This window comes from Mesorhizobium sp. B2-3-7, assembly GCF_006442695.1.
Lineage (GTDB): Bacteria > Pseudomonadota > Alphaproteobacteria > Rhizobiales > Rhizobiaceae > Mesorhizobium.
In genome coordinates this window covers 20,016-39,554 of sequence record NZ_VFVV01000019.1, presented here as the reverse complement: position 1 = coordinate 39,554, position 19,539 = coordinate 20,016, and the positions used below count along the sequence as shown (strand labels likewise).

General features: G+C 63.6%; 16 protein-coding genes and 1 tRNA gene. 3 read left to right on the top strand and 14 right to left on the bottom strand.

Annotation, left to right across the window (positions count from 1 at the left end):
• Nucleotides 1–105 precede the first annotated feature (105 nt).
• Complete coding sequence (locus FJ940_RS27000) at nucleotides 106–1,572, bottom strand: alpha-glucosidase/alpha-galactosidase (protein WP_140658428.1); 1,467 nt, start codon at nucleotides 1,570–1,572, stop codon at nucleotides 106–108.
• Nucleotides 1,573–1,816: 244 nt separating this feature from the next.
• On the opposite strand from FJ940_RS27000, the gene FJ940_RS26995 reads away from it, so the two are divergent.
• On the top strand, nucleotides 1,817–2,692 hold the full coding sequence (locus FJ940_RS26995; protein ID WP_140525583.1) for an AraC family transcriptional regulator: 876 nt from the start codon (nucleotides 1,817–1,819) through the stop codon (nucleotides 2,690–2,692).
• Between the two features lie 37 nt (nucleotides 2,693–2,729).
• On the opposite strand, the gene FJ940_RS26990 is transcribed toward FJ940_RS26995, so the two are convergent.
• The 5 genes from FJ940_RS26990 to FJ940_RS26970 all read right to left on the bottom strand — a co-directional run bounded on the left by FJ940_RS26990 (nucleotide 2,730) and on the right by FJ940_RS26970 (nucleotide 9,007).
• Complete coding sequence (locus FJ940_RS26990) at nucleotides 2,730–4,757, bottom strand: aldo/keto reductase (RefSeq protein WP_140658426.1); 2,028 nt, start codon at nucleotides 4,755–4,757, stop codon at nucleotides 2,730–2,732.
• A 36-nt stretch (nucleotides 4,758–4,793) separates the two neighbouring features.
• The gene (gene ugpC, locus FJ940_RS26985) at nucleotides 4,794–5,873 is read right to left on the bottom strand and encodes a sn-glycerol-3-phosphate ABC transporter ATP-binding protein UgpC (RefSeq protein WP_140525553.1); all 1,080 of its coding nucleotides are present in this window, start codon (nucleotides 5,871–5,873) and stop codon (nucleotides 4,794–4,796) included.
• Between the two features lie 8 nt (nucleotides 5,874–5,881).
• Nucleotides 5,882–6,718: a carbohydrate ABC transporter permease gene (locus FJ940_RS26980; RefSeq protein ID WP_140513329.1), complete on the bottom strand. Its 837-nt coding sequence runs from the start codon at nucleotides 6,716–6,718 to the stop codon at nucleotides 5,882–5,884.
• Entirely contained in the window at nucleotides 6,715–7,575 is an 861-nt protein-coding gene (locus tag FJ940_RS26975) for a sugar ABC transporter permease (RefSeq protein WP_140525552.1), read from the bottom strand. The genes FJ940_RS26980 and FJ940_RS26975 overlap by 4 nt, the downstream gene beginning before the upstream one ends.
• Nucleotides 7,576–7,735: 160 nt before the next feature.
• A complete protein-coding gene (locus FJ940_RS26970; protein WP_140658424.1) occupies nucleotides 7,736–9,007 on the bottom strand; it encodes an extracellular solute-binding protein in 1,272 nt (423 codons plus the stop codon).
• 104 nt (nucleotides 9,008–9,111) lie between these two features.
• Here FJ940_RS26970 and FJ940_RS26965 point away from each other — a divergent pair, with 104 nt between their 5' ends.
• Together FJ940_RS26965 and FJ940_RS26960 are read left to right on the top strand one after the other, a co-directional pair.
• Nucleotides 9,112–9,984, top strand: a complete 873-nt coding sequence (locus FJ940_RS26965; RefSeq protein ID WP_140501013.1) for a helix-turn-helix domain-containing protein — start codon at nucleotides 9,112–9,114, stop codon at nucleotides 9,982–9,984.
• Nucleotides 9,985–10,156: 172 nt separating this feature from the next.
• Nucleotides 10,157–10,232 (top strand) — tRNA-Phe (locus FJ940_RS26960).
• Nucleotides 10,233–10,342: 110 nt separating this feature from the next.
• On the opposite strand, the gene FJ940_RS26955 is transcribed toward FJ940_RS26960, so the two are convergent.
• The 8 genes from FJ940_RS26955 to FJ940_RS26920 all read right to left on the bottom strand — a co-directional run bounded on the left by FJ940_RS26955 (nucleotide 10,343) and on the right by FJ940_RS26920 (nucleotide 19,442).
• Nucleotides 10,343–11,065, bottom strand: a complete 723-nt coding sequence (locus FJ940_RS26955; protein WP_181171817.1) for an AprI/Inh family metalloprotease inhibitor — start codon at nucleotides 11,063–11,065, stop codon at nucleotides 10,343–10,345.
• A gap of 69 nt (nucleotides 11,066–11,134) precedes the next feature.
• Nucleotides 11,135–11,452, bottom strand: a complete 318-nt coding sequence (gene csgH / locus FJ940_RS26950) for a curli-like amyloid fiber formation chaperone CsgH (protein WP_181167438.1) — start codon at nucleotides 11,450–11,452, stop codon at nucleotides 11,135–11,137.
• 62 nt (nucleotides 11,453–11,514) lie between these two features.
• Nucleotides 11,515–12,210 (bottom strand): hypothetical protein, encoded by a 696-nt coding sequence (locus FJ940_RS26945; RefSeq protein ID WP_140501006.1) that lies wholly within the window; start codon nucleotides 12,208–12,210, stop codon nucleotides 11,515–11,517.
• A 26-nt stretch (nucleotides 12,211–12,236) separates the two neighbouring features.
• Nucleotides 12,237–12,731, bottom strand: a complete 495-nt coding sequence (locus tag FJ940_RS26940) for a hypothetical protein (protein ID WP_181165453.1) — start codon at nucleotides 12,729–12,731, stop codon at nucleotides 12,237–12,239.
• A gap of 267 nt (nucleotides 12,732–12,998) precedes the next feature.
• Nucleotides 12,999–14,195 carry a CsgG/HfaB family protein gene (locus FJ940_RS26935; RefSeq protein WP_181165454.1) on the bottom strand — a complete coding sequence of 399 codons (1,197 nt, stop codon included), beginning with the start codon at nucleotides 14,193–14,195 and terminating at the stop codon, nucleotides 12,999–13,001.
• Between the two features lie 56 nt (nucleotides 14,196–14,251).
• Nucleotides 14,252–14,833 (bottom strand): curli assembly protein CsgF, encoded by a 582-nt coding sequence (locus FJ940_RS26930; protein WP_210239494.1) that lies wholly within the window; start codon nucleotides 14,831–14,833, stop codon nucleotides 14,252–14,254.
• A 184-nt stretch (nucleotides 14,834–15,017) separates the two neighbouring features.
• Nucleotides 15,018–17,201, bottom strand: coding sequence for a hypothetical protein (locus FJ940_RS26925; RefSeq protein WP_140658422.1), 2,184 nt, complete (start codon nucleotides 17,199–17,201; stop codon nucleotides 15,018–15,020).
• A gap of 75 nt (nucleotides 17,202–17,276) precedes the next feature.
• The gene (locus FJ940_RS26920) at nucleotides 17,277–19,442 is read right to left on the bottom strand and encodes a hypothetical protein (RefSeq protein ID WP_140658420.1); all 2,166 of its coding nucleotides are present in this window, start codon (nucleotides 19,440–19,442) and stop codon (nucleotides 17,277–17,279) included.
• Nucleotides 19,443–19,539: the final 97 nt, after the last annotated feature.

The following is a 19,539-nucleotide window of genomic DNA, read 5'->3' as shown; positions in this document are numbered from 1 at the left end:
CCTCCCTCGTGTTCGGACGTTTTGTTTTGCTGCTGCTCGTCTTCTGCCCGGACGGCGACCGCGGCGGACCTGTCTCCCGCAGGCCCGTCGCCGCCACCTGGGTTTTCAGCCGGCCTGCTTCAGCGCGGCCTTTTCGGCGCGCAACTCCTCGATCGAGCGGACGCTGCGCCAAGCGGCGCCCGCCCATTCGCGGGTCTTGACCCTGGATTTCGACAACCTCTCTTTTGCCGCCGGAACGGCGTGCGCATATTGCGGCAGCCAGGCGGCTTCAGCGACGACCATTTCGTCGACCATCTGCCAGACCTCCTCCGGTGTCGATACCGCACCAACCAGCGGGTCATGCAGCACGGCAAGCTTGAGCAGGTCGATGTCGCCGGATATGGCGGCATGCACCGACATGCGCTGGACATTGATCGAGGATATGCAGGTCGCGGCACATGCTTCCGGCAAGGTGATGCCGGCCGCCATGTTGATGCCGAAGCGGTCGACGAAGCCGGGCGATTCGACGATGGCGTCCTGCGGCAAATTGGTGATGACACCGTCATTCTTGACGTTGAAGTGGCCGCGATAGACGCGGTTGGTCTCCAGCGCCTCCAAGATGTGGCTGGCATGCTCGTTGGAGCGTTTTGACGGATCGATCGGCTTCGACGCCGCTTCGAGGAATTGCGGATATTCCGTCTCGAACCAGTTGCGGGTCTCGGTGGAATAACGGAGATAGCCGCCCGTCTCGCCATGGATCCAGTCGGACATGTCGATCCAGCGGGTGATCTCGTCCGGGCGCTTGCGGTACCAGGGAAGATACTCGGACAAATGGCCATTGCTTTCGGTCGAATAGACGCCGAAGCGCTTCAACACGTCTATGCGCAGTTTCTCCTGCCTGGAATAGACCGGATGCGCCTCGAAGGCGGCGACCAGCTCGTCCTTGCCGATTTCGCGACCGTTCAGGCGCAACTCGATGAACCAGGTCTGGTGGTTTATGCCGGAACAGACATAGTCGAGCTCCCGAGGCGACTTCGCGCCCAGCACCTCGGCGATCTGCTCGGCGCCGTGCTGGACGCCGTGGCACAGCCCGACCGTGTCGACCTTGCCGTACTCGATCGCCGCCCAGGTGTTCATCGCCATCGGGTTGGCATAGTTGAGGAATTTCGCATCGGTCTCGGCGACCTCGCGTATATCCTTGCAGAAATCGAGGATCACCGGGATGTTGCGCTGGCCATAGAGGATGCCGCCGGCGCAGATCGTGTCGCCGACGCATTGGTCGATGCCGTATTTCAAGGGGATCCTGATATCGTCGGCATAGGCTTCGAGGCCACCGACCCGCACACAGCTGATGACATAACGAGCGCCCTCGAGCGCCTTGCGGCGGTCTGTCGTCGCCGTCACCTTGGTCGGCAATTTGTTGGCCTCGACGATCCGGTCGAGGATCGCCTTGATCATCTGGAGATTGTGCTCGCTGACATCGGTCAGCGCGAATTCGATACCCTTGAATTCCGGCACGCACAGTATGTCGGTGAACAGTTTCTTGGTGAAGCCGACGCTGCCGGCGCCGATAATAGCGATTTTGAAACTCATCACCTTCACCTCGATCCGATCGGATGCTAGGCAAGGAGCAGCAAGGGAGGATATGGCCACACGCCAAGGCGCACGTGCCAATCGAGCCGAATTCCGGCTTTTCTCCTCCCGCCCGCTCCTCGACCGCGGGTTCTTCACGTTCTTCGGGGATGGATTATGCGCTTATTCGCGAGCGCGGCCAGAGAAGGATTATGCTTTCAAGGGTAATTTTGTGCTGCGGGATCTGATCGCCAACGGACAGTCGATGCGCACGATCTCGCTGCCGCGCGGTCGCCAGCGCCTGCATGCCATGCCGACGAGCACCGGCTACGAAGTGCGCGAAGGCGAAATCTATGATTGGGACGGGCGCAAGCGCGGCCAGACGCCATTCACCGTGCTCCAGCACACGATCAACGGAAGCGGCCGGCTTCGCTATGAGAACCGCGACTATCGCCTGCAGCAGAACGACACGCTGCTGGTGCTGGTGCCGCACAACCATCGTTACTGGCTGGCCAAGGACGAGCGCTGGGAATATTTCTGGATCTCGATGAATGGCGAGGAGGCGCTGCGCATCCACAAATCGATCCTCGACGTCTCGGGTCCCGTGTTCCGGCTGCAGCCGGAGACGATCGATCACCTCGCCGATTGCAGCCTGCGTCTCATCAACGGGGCCGCTGCGCCGGGGGCGGCTTCGGCGATCGCCTACGAGGCGGCGATGGCGCTCTACGACGATGTCTTCGGCTCACATGCCTTTGCCGAGAAGCAGAGCGCCATGCAGCCGGTCATCGACCACATCAACGCCAATCTCGACAGGCCGCTGCCGGTAGCGGACCTCGTGGCGATCAGCGGCCTCAGTCGGGCGCACTTCTCGCGCTGCTTCGCCGAGAGCGAAGGCATCCCGCCCGCGGAGTTCGTGCTGCAGCAGCGGCTGCAACGCGCCGCCAAGCTTTTGACCAAGGCTGATTTCCTGCCCGTGAAGGAAGTCGCCATCCTGTGCGGCTTCGAGGACGCGAACTATTTCTCGAAGGTCTTCCGCCGCTGTTACGGCATTAGCCCGGGCCAGTTCCGCACCACCGGCATGTATGCCAGCATGAGGGTTCCGGCCAGGCGCGACATCAGGGTGTCCGACGACGAGACCTGACCCCGTCGCCGTCCAGCGCAGCCTTGGACGACATGCACTACGCCGCTTGCCGGCTGCCGCCGTCCAGCCATTGGAGATCGGCAGGTGAAAGCGCGATGTCGAGGGCGCGCAAGCTGTCGTCCAGTTCGCCCAGCGTGCGCGGGCCGATCAACGGCACCGATGGGAAAGGCTGGTTGAGCACATAGGCGAGCGCAATATGGATCGGGCTCTTGCCCAGCCGCGCGGCAAGTTCGATCGCCCGGTCGCGGCGGCCGAAATTGCGCTCCGAGTACCAGACCCGCACCAGCTCTTCATTGTCGCGCCGGTCGCGCCCGGCGCGTTCGGTGAAGAAGCCGCGCCCTTGGCTCGACCAGGCGAAATTCGGCATCTGCCGGGCGGTCAGCCAGGCTTTCCAGTCATCGGTGGAGGAGGTCACGCAACCGGCCCAGATCGGCTCCAGCATTTCGGCCAGCGAGAAGTTGTTGGAGAGCGCGCCGGGCTTTTGCTTGCCGGTGCGCTCGGCATAGGCGATCGCCTCGTCCATGCGCTGCATCGTCCAGTTCGAGCCGCCGAACGGGCCACGGATGCGGCCTGCCTTGACCTCGCGGTCCATCGCATCGACGAACTCGCCGACGGGCACGTCCGGATTGTCGCGATGCATGAAATAGATATCGACATGGTCGGTTTGCAGGCGGTCGAGCGACTGGACGAGCTGCTTGCCGATCACGTCGGGATAGCAAAGCGGCGAATGTGCCCCCTTGGCGATGACCACCGACTGCTCGCGAACGCCACGGTTCTTCAGCCATTGCCCAAGCAGCGTCTCGGTGTAGCCGCCGCCATAGACATAGCCGGTGTCGAACAGATTGCCGCCAGCCTCGAAGAAGGCATCGAGCAGGATCGAACCCGAGGAGAAGGTGCGGAAATCCTCGAAACCGAGCGCCACGATCGAGGCCGGCTTCGACAGGCCCGGAATGGCGCGTTTGGCGATCGCCGTGCCGCCGGATCGCAAGGGCCGGTCGGCGATGGTGTTGGTGCGTCGCGAGGCCTTTTCGATCTCGTACTCCAGCCCCACAGCCGCGCGCCATCTGTCGAGCACGCGCAAGGTGCCGAGGCTGTCGGCCCAGGCCATGCCCGGCCAGGCGAACTCCTGCCGGCCGGCAAGGATGGCGTCCCCGGCGGCGTCGACTTCGAAGGAATAGACGTGACGCTTTTCGTTCACGCTGATGGTTTCGCGCACGTCGTCCGCGCCGATCACATCGATCCGGCCGAGGCCGACATCGCGGTCGCCGCCGGCGAACCAGAAATCCGGCACTTCGATGCGGCCCCTGGTGCCGAAAATCCTGAGCACATTGTCCTGGTTGAGGGAGATGCTGCAGGAGACCTCGGCGACGATGCCGCCCGGGAAATGCAGCAGCGCGGAGGCCCATTCGTCGACGCCGGACTGGCCAAGATGGGCAACGCCGGTCACCTTGTCCGGCTCGAGGAACGGCTTGCCGGCCGCGGCGCCGGCAATCAGCCGCGCCATCGAGACGGGATAGCCGCCGACGTCCAGGATGCCACCGCCGGCGAGGTCGTTGGCATAAAGCCGGTGCTGCGGCATGAAATCAGGCATGGCAAAACCGAAGCTCGACTTGATCATCCTGATCTCGCCGATGACGCTGGATTTGATCAGTTCCACCAGCTTCAGCGTCTGCGGGTGCAGCCGGTACATGAAGGCCTCGCCGAGAAAGGTGCCGGCCTTGCGCGCCGCATGCATCATGGCGTCGGCCTCGAAGGCGGTCAGCGCCAGCGGCTTTTCGCACAGCACATGCTTTCCCGCGTCCGCCGCCCGGATCGCCCATTGCGCGTGGCCCGGGTGCGGGACCGAAATGTAGATCGCGTCGATTTCCGCGTCAGTGAGCAATGCTTCGTAGCCCTCGAGAATGCGCGCGCCGGGAAAGCTCTGCGCCAAACTCGGCTTGCCCGGATCGCGCGCACCGATGGCGACCAGCTTTCCGTTGCGGGAGCCGGCGACGCCGCCGGCGAAGGCCTTGGCGATGCTGCCCGGGCCGAGAATGCCCCAGCGGATGGGCGTGGTTGCAGTCATTGTCATTCTCCTTGCGGGATGGGAAAGGGCAGCCGATCAGCGCAGCCGCAGCCCTTTTTCGTCGAACAGGTAGGATTTGCGGATGGATACGATGATCTCTGATGTCTCGGGGACCTTGGCCGCGTCGCGCTGGATCACCACGTCCTCGCCATTGGCCGTTCTGGCGTAGAGAAAGCTCGTACCGCCCAGGTGCTCGACCACATCGATGGTGACGGCAAGATCGGCGTCGCCTTCTCCGGCGCTGCCAAAATGTTCGGGTCGCACGCCAACGATGACCTTGCTGCCGATTGCGGACGCGGCGCCCTTCAACGGCTGCGTGATGCGGGTCTTCTCCTGGCCAGCGAGTTCCACCACGACGCCGCGCGCATCGCAGCCGACGACGCGGCCCTTGATGAAATTCATCTTCGGCGAGCCGACGAAACCGGCCACGAACTGATTGTCGGGATTGTCATAAAGATCGAGCGGGCGGCCGATCTGCTCGACATGGCCGCCGCGCAGCACGACGATCCGGTCGGCGAGCGTCATCGCCTCGGTCTGGTCGTGCGTGACATAGACCATGGTGGTGCCGAGCTCCTTGTGCAGGCGCGAGATCTCGACCCGCATCTGGACGCGCAGTTCGGCGTCGAGGTTGGACAGCGGCTCGTCGAACAGGAACACCTGCGGCTCGCGCACGATGGCGCGGCCGATGGCAACGCGCTGGCGCTGGCCGCCGGAGAGTTTCTTCGGACGGCGCTCCATCAATTCGCTGATGCGCAGGATCTCGGCCGCCCGTTTCACCCTGCGGTCGGTGTCGGCCTTCGGATTGCCGGTCATACGCAGGCCGAAGGAAAGGTTCTGTTCGACGCTCATATGCGGATAGAGCGCGTAGGACTGGAAGACCATGGCGATGCCGCGGTCGGCCGGCTCGACGTCGTTCACCACCTTGCCGCCAATGGCGATCTCGCCATCGCTGATATCCTCCAGTCCGGCGATCATCCTGAGCAGCGTGGACTTGCCGCAGCCAGACGGGCCGACGAACACGACGAACTCGCCATCCCTGATGTCGATGTTGGCGCCATGGACGACCTCGAAAACGCCGAAGCGCTTGACGACATTCGTGAGCGTGACGGTTGCCATGCCTACCCTTACTTGACCGCGCCGGCGGCGATGCCGGCAATGAAATGGCGTTGCAGCAGCACGAACACGATCAGCATCGGCACCGTCAGCATTACCGCGCCCGCCATGATGCCGCCCCACGACACTTTGGTGAGGCCGATCAGCGTGCCGAGCGCCACCGGTGCGGTCATCGCGCCGGGCTGGCTGTTGATCAAAAGCGGCCAGAGATAATTGTTCCAGGACGCCAGGAACAGGATGATGCAAAGGGCGGCCAGCATCGGCCGCGCCAGCGGCAGCGCGATGAAGACGAAGATGCGCCACTCCTTCACGCCTTCGACGCGGGCGGCATCGAACAGGTCATCGGGCATCATGGAAAAGCTCTGGCGCATGAACAGCACGCCCAGCGAATTGAACAGCGGCGGCACGATCAACGCCACCCAGGTATTGGCGAGCTTGAAATCGCGCGCCACCATGATGAATTGCGGGATCAGCACCACCGCATAGGGAAGCGTGATGGTGCCCAGGATGATGGCGACGACCAAGCCCTTGCCGACGAACCGGTAACGCGCCAGCGCCCAGCCGGCCATCGACGTCAGCAGCACCGACAGAAAAGTGTAGGTGACCGCCACCGAGACGGAGATGAAAATCGCGCCGACAAAGTCGGTGTCGCGCTGCAGGTTGTTGAAATTGTCCACGAAATTGCCATGCGGCAGCAACTCGATGCCGGGGCTGAAGATGCCGTTGTCCGGCATGGTCGAGAACACGACCATCATCCACAGCGGAAACAGCCAGATCAGCGCCAGTGGCGTGAGAAAGAGATGCAGCAAAAGGCTGCGCTTCAGCCTGGCCGAGGCGAGCGAGCTCATTTCGGTTCCCTCGTCAGCCACAGTTGCACCAGCGTGATGGCGATCGCCAGCCCCGCCATGGTGTAGGCGACGGCCGAGGCGTAGCCGAAATTGAGCGACCGGAAGCCCTGGCGATAGAGCAGCAGGCCGAGCGTCTCGGTGCCGCCGCCAGGTCCGCCGCGTTCGGTGATCAGGAACGGCTCGGTGAACAGCTGCATGGTGCCGATGATCGACAGCACGGTGCAGAACACGATGACCGGCTTCAACAGCGGCAAGGTGATGAAGAAGAACTGCTTGAGCTTGCTGACCCGGTCGAGCGTCGCCGCCTCGTAGACGTCCTCGGGGATGGACTGCATGCCGGCCAGAAGGATGATGGCGTTGTAGCCGGCCCAGCGCCAGGTGACCGCGATCATGATCAGCGCCATGGCCGGGGTGACATTGGAGAACCAGTCGATCTTTGGCAGCCCGACGCTGTTCAGGAGCTTGTTGATGATGCCGAAATCGAGGTTGAACATCAGCCGGAACACCGCGGAGTAGGCGACCTCGCCGACCACCACGGGAGCGAAGAAGGCAAAGCGGTAAAGTCCCCTCGCCCTCAGGAGCGGCGAATTCAAAAGCACGGCCATCACCATCGCCAACGCGATCATCACGGGCACCTGGATGACGAGGATGAGCAGCGTGTTCTTCAGCGCATTGAAGAAGGCCGGATCGCCGATCAGCCGGCCCCAGTTGAAGCCGGGTGCAAAGCGCCATGGCACGGTGCGCGTCGCCTGGAACGAGATCAGGAACGAAGAGATGATCGGCCATACCCAGAAGACGGAGAAGATCAGCAAATAGGGCGCGAGGAAACGATAGGCCGTGGCGTTGCGGTTGCGCATCGTGCTCCTCCTTCTCTCGTCGGCGTTTCAAGCTGTGGTCCCGCGCGCAGCGGCAACCGGTTGGTCGGGACATGCGACATTTCACACGTCCCGCGAGGAAGCCCCGCGGGCCGCGGTCGGGTCCGGGCGGCGCATGCCTGCCCGGACCCCGTCTGGGAGGTTATGACTTGACCGGCAGCCCGGTCGCCGCCGCGATCTGGCCGGCGGCATCGTCGAGTGCCGCCTTGGCATCGGGATAGCCGCCGGCGAGATATTTGGTCTGCACCGCGCGCATGATGATTTCGGCATCGCTCTGGAACTGCGTGCCGCGGCTGGGGACGATCTTGGGCAGAGTGGCGAGGATGTCCTTCCACACCGCCTGGCCGCCCCAATAGGGCAGGCCTTCAGACACGTAGGGGTCGTTCAGCGCCGACACCAGCGAGGGAACGAGGCCGAACTCCTTCAGCATGGTGATCTGGCCCTCATTGGTTTCGAGCGTGTATTTCAGGTACTCGTAAGCCGCTTCCTTGTTCTTCGACCCGGAAGTGATGGCCAGCGACGACCCGCCGAGATTGGCGGCGCGTGGCCCGTCGGCGGTAAGGCTCGGCATCAGGTAGACGCCCCATTTGCCGTTTTCGCCGGCCGATTCGGTGCGGATTGTGCCTTCATACCAACCGCCATAGACCTGGGTGGCGACGGTGCCGGCGGTGTTGTTGGTGATCTTTGTGCCCCAGTCGGCCGACGAGATGACGCCGGCGTCCTTCATCTCCTTGATCTTGGCCAGCGTATCGATGCATTTCGGCTGGTTCACCGTGATCGACTGGCCATCCTCGGAGAAATAGCCGCAGCCCTGTTCATTGGAGATCATGCGGAAGAATTCGGTGTCGCCGTTGAAGTCGGCGTTGGTCATGGTGACGCCGGGATTGGCGGCCTGGATCTTCTTGCCGGCGGCAATGAAATCGTCCCAGGTCTTGATCGACGCCGGATCGACGCCGGCCTTTTCGTAGAAGTCGCGGCGGTAGAAGGCGGCGACAGGGCCGGAATCCCACGGCATTGCATAGGCCTTGTCGCCGACTTCGAGCTCGGTGCGCTTGAAATCGGGGAATTTCGCCTGGTCCTCGGCGCTGTAGCCCAGCGTGTGCAGGTCGACAAAGCAATCGGGAAACTGGCTCCAGTAATTCTCGGCCTCGCCGTTCTCGATGGTGACGACGTCAGGCAGGCCGACGCCGCCGGCGGCACATCCGGCGATCGACTTGTCATAGGTCGGCTGGTTGCCGAGATCCTGGACGGTGACCTTGATGTCAGGATGCCGCTTGTTGAAGCCGGCAATCGTCGCCTTCAGCGACGAGGCGGCGATGTTCCAGCTCCAGATGGTGATTTCGCCCGATTGCGCGAAGGCCGGGGCTGAACCCAAGGCAAGCGCGAGCGCGGCGCAGGACAGTGTGATGCGCATTGAAATCCTCCCATTTCATTTGCTCTCTCTGCGAGCCGGGCTAGACTATGCGGCGCGGAAGGCTTGTCCCCGACAAAGGGAATACGAAATTGGCGGAAAGTAAGATGCCGGACCGGCCGTTTTACCAGCCTGGCGCCAGCAGCGTGGAAGGAATGCCGCTGCTGTTGCAGATGTTCCACACCGCTCCCCTGGTGATGCTCAAGCCGCATTGGCATGCGCAGGTCGAGGTGAACTTCATCGTGCGCGGCAGCGTGCATTACCGCATGAACGACCACGAAATCTCGCTTTCGGCCGGTGAGATGTGTCTGTTCTGGGGCGGACTGCCGCACCAGATGGACGATTTGAGCGACGACGCCATCTATGCCGGCGCGCATCTGCCGCTGGTGCATTTCTTCCGGCTGCATCTGCCGGCTGACATACGTCACCGGCTGATGACGGGTGCCACGCTGGTGACCAGCGCTACCGATCAGTCCGACAACGATAATTTCGACCGCTGGAACCGCTACGCCCGCTCCGGCGACCCGGCCAGGGCGGAGCACGCCGTCAACGAACTGTTGCTGCGGCTCGAGCGGGTGCGGTTCGAGCCGTACAGGCTGGTGCCGGAAAATGCGGCCGGACAGGAAGCGGGCAGTCCGTTCGACCAGCAGTCGTCGCGCAATGTCGGGCGCATGTGCGATTTCATCGCCGAGAACTTCCTCTACGACATCGATTGCATGAACATAGCGGCGGCCGCCGACCTCCATCCCAAATACGCCATGAGCATCTTCAAGAAATCGACCGGCATGACACTCAACGAATATGTCAACCTGTTGCGGCTGAGCTATGCGCAGGCGCTGCTCATGCACCAGGATGCCAATGTGCTCAGGGTCGCGATGGATTCGGGCTTCGGTTCGCTCAGCGCCTTCAACAAGTCATTCCGGAAGCTCGCCGGCATGACACCTACGGATTTTCGCAAGGGATTGGCGGGCGCCAGATAGCGGCGGCGTGGCGCGGAAACCAGCGCATCGGGCGGCATTTCTTTTCCTGCCGGAAATCCACATCTGGGCGCTGGACAGGCCGGATTCCCATGCTATAACCCACGCGCTTTCAAGGGGACGCCCACGGCGCTTCCATGAAATCCGGAGCGCGAGTTTTCGTTAGCCGGAACAGGCCCAGATAGCTCAGTTGGTAGAGCAGCGGACTGAAAATCCGCGTGTCGGTGGTTCGAATCCGCCTCTGGGCACCATTTCCCCCTAAGCCGCTGATTTTCCTGAAGCGTTATTTTCCAAGGGTTTGACCCACCTCGACTGTCATACACGCTGTGATACAGTCGAGGAATGGACGACATGCGCAAGATTAGCCGCCCTGCTTGGGGCAAGAGTTGTCGAAGGTGACGATGGCCCAGCGGTTCTGGCGCAAGGCCAACTTGCGCATCCATCCGGTCCTCTCCCCGAACTTGGCGCGGCACCAGGCGCCGTCGGTCGCCGTCATGCACAGTTCGGTCGTGACGCAGGTTTGCGACGGAACCACGCCGACCACCTCGGCGTCGTCGCGCGCCTCGGCGCGGACGTTCAGGTTAACCAGGACCTGGACGCTGGCGCCTTCCGGCGCGGGAGGCGCGGCCTGTGCCGCATCCGCGCACTTGCTGGTGAAGCCCGAATAGAAGCAGCCCCCGGCCCGCTTGGCAGTCTTGAGCATGGCCGCCGTTCCGGCAACACCGACCTTCTCGAAGATCAGGGGAGCGCCCGATACGCTGGTGCCGCTGATCCGCCGCTGGTTGCCGCCAAGACGGGCGATCACCGCTCCGGCCGCATCGAACAGGGCCATCTGACCCTCGCTCACGCCCCAGGAACTGACCAGAGCGGCATCGCCGCGGCAGCCCAGCCCCTTAATGGCGAAGCGGCCGTTCGCATCGGCTGTCGACCCCAGCGCCATGTGGCAAGTTGAGGGAAGGTTGGAATAGCGCGCATCGACGAGCTGCCAGGTGCCGCTGAATGCCTGAACGAACTGGTCCACGGACTGCGCCCGTACCACCGTGGCCGGGAACGACATGCCCGCCACGGCCAGAACGACGGTCAAAAATCTCGCAACCTTCATGATGCCCTCTCCGCTGCGCAAAAGTCGAAAATTAGGGAGCTAGCGACTTCCTCAGGGCTCGCCCGCCGAAACCTCGGCCTGGCCGACGACCCTGCCGTCCTGCCGGAGAACAACCCTGATGGAGATGTGGTCGCCCTTGGCGAGAGACAGCGCAGTCCTGGCTATGTCCTGGGATTGGCCGGCGGAGAGCCTCAGTGTGCGGTTCTGGCGCGTGGTCATCGTGCCCGAGCCGCCCGTCCGGTCGATCTCAACCGAGCCCTCGATCTCCACAACGCCAAGGCCGACGGCCGATGCAGTGATCTGGACCCCGGCGCCCGTGGGCACAATGGCGATGGAGGGGACCGCGACGGCGCCTCCGTGCTGCGCCACCGCGCCGCCTGCACCGCAGGCGGCGGCAAGACCCACGACGAGTGCAGCCGCGCCGCGCATCGCTAGAAACCGGTCTGGGTGATCGAAACTGTTCCCGGCGCCGTCGAGAACACCTGCATGCCTGTCACGCCGACCGGGCTAAGATTGTTGCCGTTCTGCGTGATGGTCACGGCGGTGTTGGCCGCCACGGACGTGGAGAAGGTGTTGCCGTTGCCGTTCTGAACTATCTCGCCGCTGCCACCAGAACCCACGGTGAGTGAGTTGGCATTGCCGCTGCCGTTCTGCACGATCAGACCGGTTGCGCCACCGCCTACGGTCAGCGATGCATCGTTGCCATCGCCGAGCTGCAGGACGGCGCCAAGGGAATCGGCTCCAAATGCGCTCAACTGAGCCGAATTGCCCAACGTCCCGCCAGCCGAATTGTCCTGGAGAAGAAACAACTGACCACCATCGCCTTCGATGGTCAGCGTTGCGGTGTTGCCCTGGCCTGTCTGAAGCGCGGACGGCGCAGTCGCCTGGTCCATCCGGTACAGGTCGCCGACAGCAAGCGTGCCGCCGAGCGCGTTATCCATCATCTGCTGCGTCGGGCCGGCGACAAGCGAACCGGTGGCGCGCGACTGGTCTGACGACAGGACGTTTCCCTCGAGCGCGCCAGGAGGGCTGGTCTGGATGATCTTCAGGACGTTATTGTCGCCAGCAAAGGCCGGAGAGGAACATAAGACGAGAGCGCTCGCCAGAACAGCCGTAGATTTGCGCATGATGCGAACAAGCTCCCTGTGTTGCGTCACCAGGATGTCTGCGAGACGCTGACCGTATTGCCGTTTCCGGACTGTGAAAATCCCACGACGTTATTTCTTCCGGATTGGGTGACGGCTGCCTGATTTGCCATGCCCGAGATCGAGGCTGTAAGCCGGTCGCCGCTGCCCTCCTGCGCGAAAGCGAAGAGATTGTAGCTGCCGGTTACGCTGGCGATGATGTGGTCGTCGAATCCGCTCTGTGTGATCGAACCGGGCGTGAGGCCAGCCGAGAGGATCGCTCCGATGAAGGACGGGCCAAGCGGGCCGCCGTTGAAATCGCTCTCGATGTTGACGTCGATCACGTTCGCCGCGCCGAGACCGTGGTGGGCCTGAAGAACGGACACCGCATTGAGGCTGCCGCTCACGCCGAGCATGAGCGAATTGGACAACCCGTGCTGGGCCAGGATAACCAGTTCGTTGCCGGCCTGGGCAGGCGCCGACGCCAAGACGACGCCCGCAACAAAGACAGAATGCAGATTCATTGTTACAGTCCCCTCGTAATGTGGGGAGATCATCGCAAGTGCTGCCTAATATCCGGGCCTCGGGATCGATCAAAGTTGAAGCAACGTCGCTTTCTCCGGTCCGACCGAAGACAAGGTCATTGCTGGAGCACGACGGCGCTCTGCCAGAACCAGCCTGAGGCGCCACGCCACCGAACTGGTTGCTGTCGCCGTGCACCGACGCCAGGAGGGTAAGCGCCGCGCCGCCCTTTGCGTTGGAGAACGGATTGAGAGGGTCCATGAGCATCGTCAACGCACCGGCGCTATCGAGGCCACATAGTCACGTTGCCGGGCCGCCTTCGGAGTCGCGGCAGGGTTTGGCGCCGTCGCCGCGCCGGCGACCGCAGGCGAAGCCTCGGGAACGGCCACGCCCGGCTCAAGCGAGCCGACGGTTTCGTCCGGCGCTGCGGGAGGCGGAGCCACGGGAACGGGCGCGCCCGGCGGCGGAGCCGCCAGGGCCGGAGTCGTGCGTCGCGGCGCAGCCGCCGCGCGCGGCCATGCGGCTGTCGTCTCGACGACGTCCGCGGCGTTGCGTGTCTTGGGCGGCGGCACGATTTCAGCGGCCGCGGTCAGCTTGGTGCCATACTTCTCGTTGCGGTAGTCGGCTATCAGCTCGCGTCCTGCATCCCGGTCCTCGAACGACCAGACACCGAGTTCGGCGCCCTCGATGATCATACCCATCACCGCCTTCTCGATGGCCTGCTGCACGGCGATCTGCTTGGGCTCGTTCTGGGTGACGCCCGCCTCAGCCTCGAGGATCTTGTCCAGGGCGACATAGCGGAATGCACCGCCCTGCAGCGCGTAGGAGGCGATCATCTTGTGAACCGCCACGCTGGACAGCACCTCTCCCGTGTTCGTCGAAACGGCCCGCAATGTGACGGTCACAGTGTCCTGCTGCCACTTCACATCGCCGCCGATGCCCAGGTAGCGCGCGCCGATGCCGCCCGTCATGGTGTTGGTGTCGTAACCGGTGATTCCGCCCTGGAGGATGATGCCCGCGTGATCGAGCGGCGGCAGGACCCGCGCGTCGATACGCTGCTCGTTGCGGTAGAGCCGCCGCATCTCGGTGACGATCTGCCGTTCCTTGAGCAGGTCGTCAAGGCGGGCACGGTCGAGCACAGTGAACCAGCGCTTCTCGCCAGCATCCTGCAAGGCCTTGATCAGCATGGGCGCACCGCCCTGGGTGACAGCCCGCGACAGGGTCTGGACGTTCTCGCGTTCCTTGTACTGGCCGGTGAGATCGGGGAAATCGTAGACGGCGACGGTAATTCGCTTCGAGGGGGCCGGGATGGTGCGCAGGCTGTGGCTCTGCTTCGTCACAGGCGTATAAACAGGCTGCAGAACGCCTTCGGTCGGCACCGCTTGGCATCCGCCAAGCACTGACACGAGTGCGCCTACGACGGCGACCCTTGCGATCTTTGTCCCAAAGCGCCGGCTTTTCGGCATGTCGCCCTCCCGTGAGGCCGCTGCCCGCACTCGCACTGATCCATCCCGCATCGAAATCAATTGAGCCCCGGGCTGAGCGACGTGCTCGACGTCAGGTCGCCGCTCAGGGCGCCGGTGTTCAATCCGCCGGACAGAGCGTTGCCCGACTCCAGGCCACCAGCGCCCTGCATGAGGGAATTCACGGTGTTGTTTGTCGCGACCAGCAGGGGCACCACGATCTCGGTGACGCCGGTCGGGTCAGTGATGATCAGCCGGATCGAATCGACGGTCCGCTCGAAGGTGACGGTCGTCTCACCGAAACGGACCGTACCCGAGTCCTGGGGATTGTCACCGAAGATCGCCTCGGTAACCTGACTCGCGAGCCCCGAAAGCAGGCGGCTCTGGAGCTGGCGGATGAAGAGGTCCGCGTCGGTGGAGCCCGGATCGCTCGGATCCGTCGAATCCGTGCCCGGGCCTGGCGTGCGGGCCGTGGCCGTACGCTGGGCGTTGGCGAGGCCGAGCAGGTGAGACGAATTCAGCGGGCTGCCGCCGAAGGAGGGGTTGACCGGAGTGTAAACCATATCCTGAGCGACCGAACCGCCCGCGGCAGCCAGAACAACGCCAGCGGTCAGAAGCGCCGCACAAGCAGTCTTCATCATCTCATCTCCCCCAACACCTTGCGAATGAAAACCGCCATAACGGCGTTTCTTGCAAACACTTCCAGGCACCGTTTCCGCCACCCTGCCGCTTTTCCCCAACGTACATGGCAGGATCGCTATTTGCGCCTGCGCCCGCCCTCACTGCGCTTTTTACGGAACGTGCTGACGGGGCCGCCCGGCGACCCTACTGCGAGACGCCAATGCTGTTTGAGCTGCCGATCTGGCTGAACGATGCATAGTTGCTGTTCCCCGCCTGGACGATCGCGACCTCGTTGCCGGTTCCCATGGTCGACCCGTCGATCGTGTTGCCGCCGCCGATCTGGGCGAAGGCGAACTGGTGCAGATTACCGACGACGTCATAGGTCAGGCTATTGCCCGACAGCGCCGAGGACGAGTCCTGAAGCGCCCTGCCCGCCACGAGTTGACCGCCAGACGTGCTGACCAGCAATCCCGCGGCGCCGGTCAGGCTGCCACTGCCGTTCGAGTCCCCCTGGAAGGTCATGCTGACCGTATTGAAGCTGCCGTTCTGGTCGATCGCTACATCGTTCTGGTCGCCGAAGATGTCGACAGAGCCGGTATTCACGTCTCCTGTCTGACTCAGCGTGACCTCGTTGGCATTGCCGTTCGCCAGCGCCACCGCGTCGTTGAAGGTGCCGTCCTGATCGACGTCGAACTGGTTGCCGTCCCCGTAGATCTCGATGAGCGCGCTGTTGATGGCGCCGTCCTGGGCGAGCGTTGCGCCGTTGAGGTTTCCGGTGACGACCATCCCGCCCGTATTGCTGCCCTCCTGGTCGACCGCCACGTCGTTCTGGTCGCCCTGGATGTCGACTGTCGCTTCGTTGGAGCCGGCCGCGCCGAGTTGATCGACGACAAGGTTGTTGCTGTTTCCATCGACGCGGATCCCGGCTTCATTACCGAAGGAGGAGATGGCTTCCTGGTCGAGCGAAACGACGTTGAGGTTTCCGGTGACGAACACCTCGCCCGTATTGCTGCCGTCCTGGTCCACCGCCACGGCGTTCTCATCGCCGAGAATGTCGACGGTCCCGTAGTTGCTGCCGATCACGCCCAGCTGGTCGAGCGAAATCGTGTTGGCGTTCCCGTCGACGTCGATCTCGCCGACATTGCCGAACGAAGCGAGGCTGTCCTGGTTCAGGACCACCGCATTGTCGTCGCTGCTGCCGGCGGTCCGGGATCCGATCAGGACCTCGCCGAGATTGGCGATTCCGATCTGGCTCGGTGTAAGTTCGTTGGAGTTGCCGTTCGCAAACGCCAGCGCCTCGTTTGCCTCGCCAATCTGGGCAATGCCGAACTGGTTGCTGTCTCCGCGGATCTCGAGTTCGGCGCTGTTGACGTCGCCTTCCTGCGATACCGCGACCTGATTGGCACTTCCGTCCACAGTGCCGACGATCCGGTTACCCAGCCCGTCCTGGACGAAGCCGAACAGGTTGCCGTCGCCGGTCGCGACATAGCTCAGGTCGTTGCCTTCCCCGGTCTGGCGAATGCGCGACTGGGAGATCCCCACGCCCAGCGCCACCCCGGTGAAGACGCCGGACGTCACCCCGTTGCCGGCACCCGAGAAGGTCAGCCTCGCGGTGTTGTCCAGGGTGCCGGTGTTGGTCTGGCTCAGCTCGCGAATCTGGTTGCCATTGCCGCCGCCCTGGGTCACCGACGCGACGTTCGTGCCGCCGCTCGAGGCGCTGTTGATCTGCGTCGCCGTGTAGACGAGCTGGGAATTGCCAGTCTGGTTGACGGTCAGCTGGTTGCCGAAGCCGGTCTGGTGCGCGCCACTGCCGTCATTGCGCGGGCCGCTGCTGGTGTTGCCCACGCGCGAAGACTGGCCGGTCTGGGTGATGGTGACGTCGTTGGAACCGTCCGCGGCGCCGCCGGTGAAGGTCTGCCGCAAGTTGGAGACGCGTGCCGACCAGCCGCCGTTCTGGGTGATCGTTGCGTTGTTGGAAGAGGTCGTCGCAGACGTGCCGCCATTCTGCTGCACCTCGAAGACGGCCTGGTTGGCACCCGTCTGATCGATTCGCAGATAGTTGGAGTTTCCGATCTGGTCGATGCCAAGACCCGCCTGGTCGCCCGGCGCTCCTGCCCGGTTGATCTGGTTGCGCGGCGGGCTGTTCACGTTCGAGTCATGCGTCTGGTTGATGATCAGCTCGTTGTCGGTGCCGTCCTGCCGGATTCGCTGCGTCGTATGTCCGGCTCTGTTGCCGACGGCCGAACCGTTCGACTGACCCTGGACGATGGAGGCCGAGTTACCGTCGCCGATCTGGTCGATATAGGCCTCGTTCTCGCTGCCTGCGAGTGCCGCCCCCATCAAAAGTCCGACCGCCGTGGTGGTCGCAAGTGTCAGCTTGAGTGTCATCGTGTAACTCCTGTCACGCGGTTGAATGTTGCTCGAAGACGTCGGCCGGGCGGCTTCCCGCCCGGCCGATAGCGCTTACTGCGAGACGGAGAGGTTGTTCGAGCCGCCACCGTTCTGGGTGAACGACGTCACGTTGTTCGACCCGTTTTGCAACACGGCGACCTGGTTTCCATTGGATGCGCCGGCGTTGCCGACGAGGCCGGTGATGGAGTTGCCGCCACCGATCTGAGCAAAGGCGAACTGGTTCAGATTGCCGATGACCTCATAGGTCAGGCTGTTCCCCGTCAGGGCCGAGGACGAGTCCTGAAGGGCCCTGCCCGCCATGAGGAGGCCGCCAGAGCTGCCGGCCAGAGCTCCCGCAGCGCCAGTCAAGCCGTTCGCGCCGTTCGTGTCACCCTGGAAGGTGATGAGGGCCGTGTTGAAGCTGCCAACCTGGCTGATCAGCGCTTCGTTGCCATTGCCGGTCGCCAGGCCCAGCGCATCGTTCAACGTGCCGGACTGGACCACCGCCAGCTCGTTGCTGTCTCCGAGGATCTCGATCTGCCCGTTGTTGGAGTCGCCGGTCTGGTCGAGCGATGCGGTGTTGAGGTTTCCGACCACCGACACCAAGCCCTCGTTCCTGCCGACCTGGTCGACCGCGACGTGGTTCGTGTCGCCGAAGACGTCGGCGAGCACGTTGTTGCCGTAATCGAGACTGGTCACGCCGAGCTGGTCGACGGAAATCGTGTTGGTGTTTCCATCGACGAGAATCTCGGCTTGATTGCCGAACGAGGCGCCGCTGTCCTGGTTCAGAGCCACGACATTGTCGTCGCTGCCGCCGTTCCGGTCGCCGACCAGGATCTGGCCGATATTGGTGCCTCCCGTCTGGCTCATCGTGACGTCGTTGGCGTTGCCGGTCGCCCGCGCCGTCGCCTCGTTGTAATCGCCGGACTGGTCAACGTCGAACTCGTTGTCGTCCCCGATGATCTCGAGCAGCGCGCTGTTGACGGCGCCGTCCTGGTCCAGCGTTGCGTCGTTGGCGTTTCCGACGACGTACACGTCGCTCTGATTGCTGCCGTTCTGGTCGACAGCCAGGTCGTTGTCGTCGCCCTGGACGTCGACGGTCGCCTCATTGTAGCCGATCGCGCCGAGCTGATCGACCGACACCGTATTGCCGTTTCCGTCGACCAGGATCTCGGCTTCATTGCCGAACGAGGAGCCGGTGTCCTGGTTCAGAACCACCAGGTTCTCGTTGCTGGCGCCATCCCGGTCTCCGATCGCGATCCGACCGATATTCGCGTCGCCCGTCTGGCCCACCGCGAACTCGTTGGCGTTGCCGGTCGCCCGAGCCACCGCGTCGTTCCCCGAGCCGGACTGGTCGATGCCGAACTGGTTGCCGTCACCGAGGATGTCGAGCAGCAGGCTGTTGCCGTTGCCTTCCTGCTTGATCAAGCCTTGCGTCACCGAGGACGAGGTGCTGACAAAGGTGCCGAAGCCGGTCGTGCCGTTCGAGTTGCCGACCTGCGACGCTTCCGCGGTGTTGCCATCGCCGACCTGCGACCCGTCGATCGCGTTGCCGTCGCCGTCCTGGCTCATGGCCGTCGCATTGCCCTGGCCGTTCTGGAGCGAGGCGCCGATGCGGTTGCCTGCCCCGGTCTGGCTCAGGTTGGCGTCGTTGCCGCCGCCGGTCTGCGTCACCCCGCCGCTGACGGAGTCAGCGTTGCCGGTGCCGATGATGTTGCCGCCGGCGCCTTCGCTGGTCTGGGTGATCGCCACAGTGTTGGCAGCACCCGAGACATGCGTCTGTGCGATGCCGGTGACGGTGGAGAGCCCATCCACCGGCTCGCCCGAAGCGGTCTGCTGGGTGACGGTCGCGCTGTTGAGCGTCCCCGAGCCGCTTGCGCTGCCCTGGTTGATCTGGTTGACGCGGTTGCCGTCGGAAAGCTGGTCGATGACCAGCACATTGCCGTCGCCGGTCTGGTCGAGGCCGGTGCCGCGGGTACCCACCTGGTTGCGGTTGCCGGCCTGCCCGACGTCGAGGCTGTTGCCCGAGCCGTTCTGGCTGGCCGCGTCGGTCGCGGTGCCGACTTCGTTCTCGTCGCCGGGACCTTGGACCACCATGCCAGTGTTGCCGCTGCCCGTCTGCGAGACGTTAGCGAAGTTGTCGTCGGCCCGGGCCGGCGCAGACACCAGCGCCATCGCCGTCGCGGCCAGAAGTGTCGAAGCGAAACGTTTGGATGAGAGTAGTGCCGTCTTCTTCATTTTGATTGTCCCCAACTAGAGGTGAGAGATATCGATGCCGGTCGCGCCGGATGCCGGAAGCCGGATTGGAGCGCGGGGCATCGTCAATTTGTTGAAC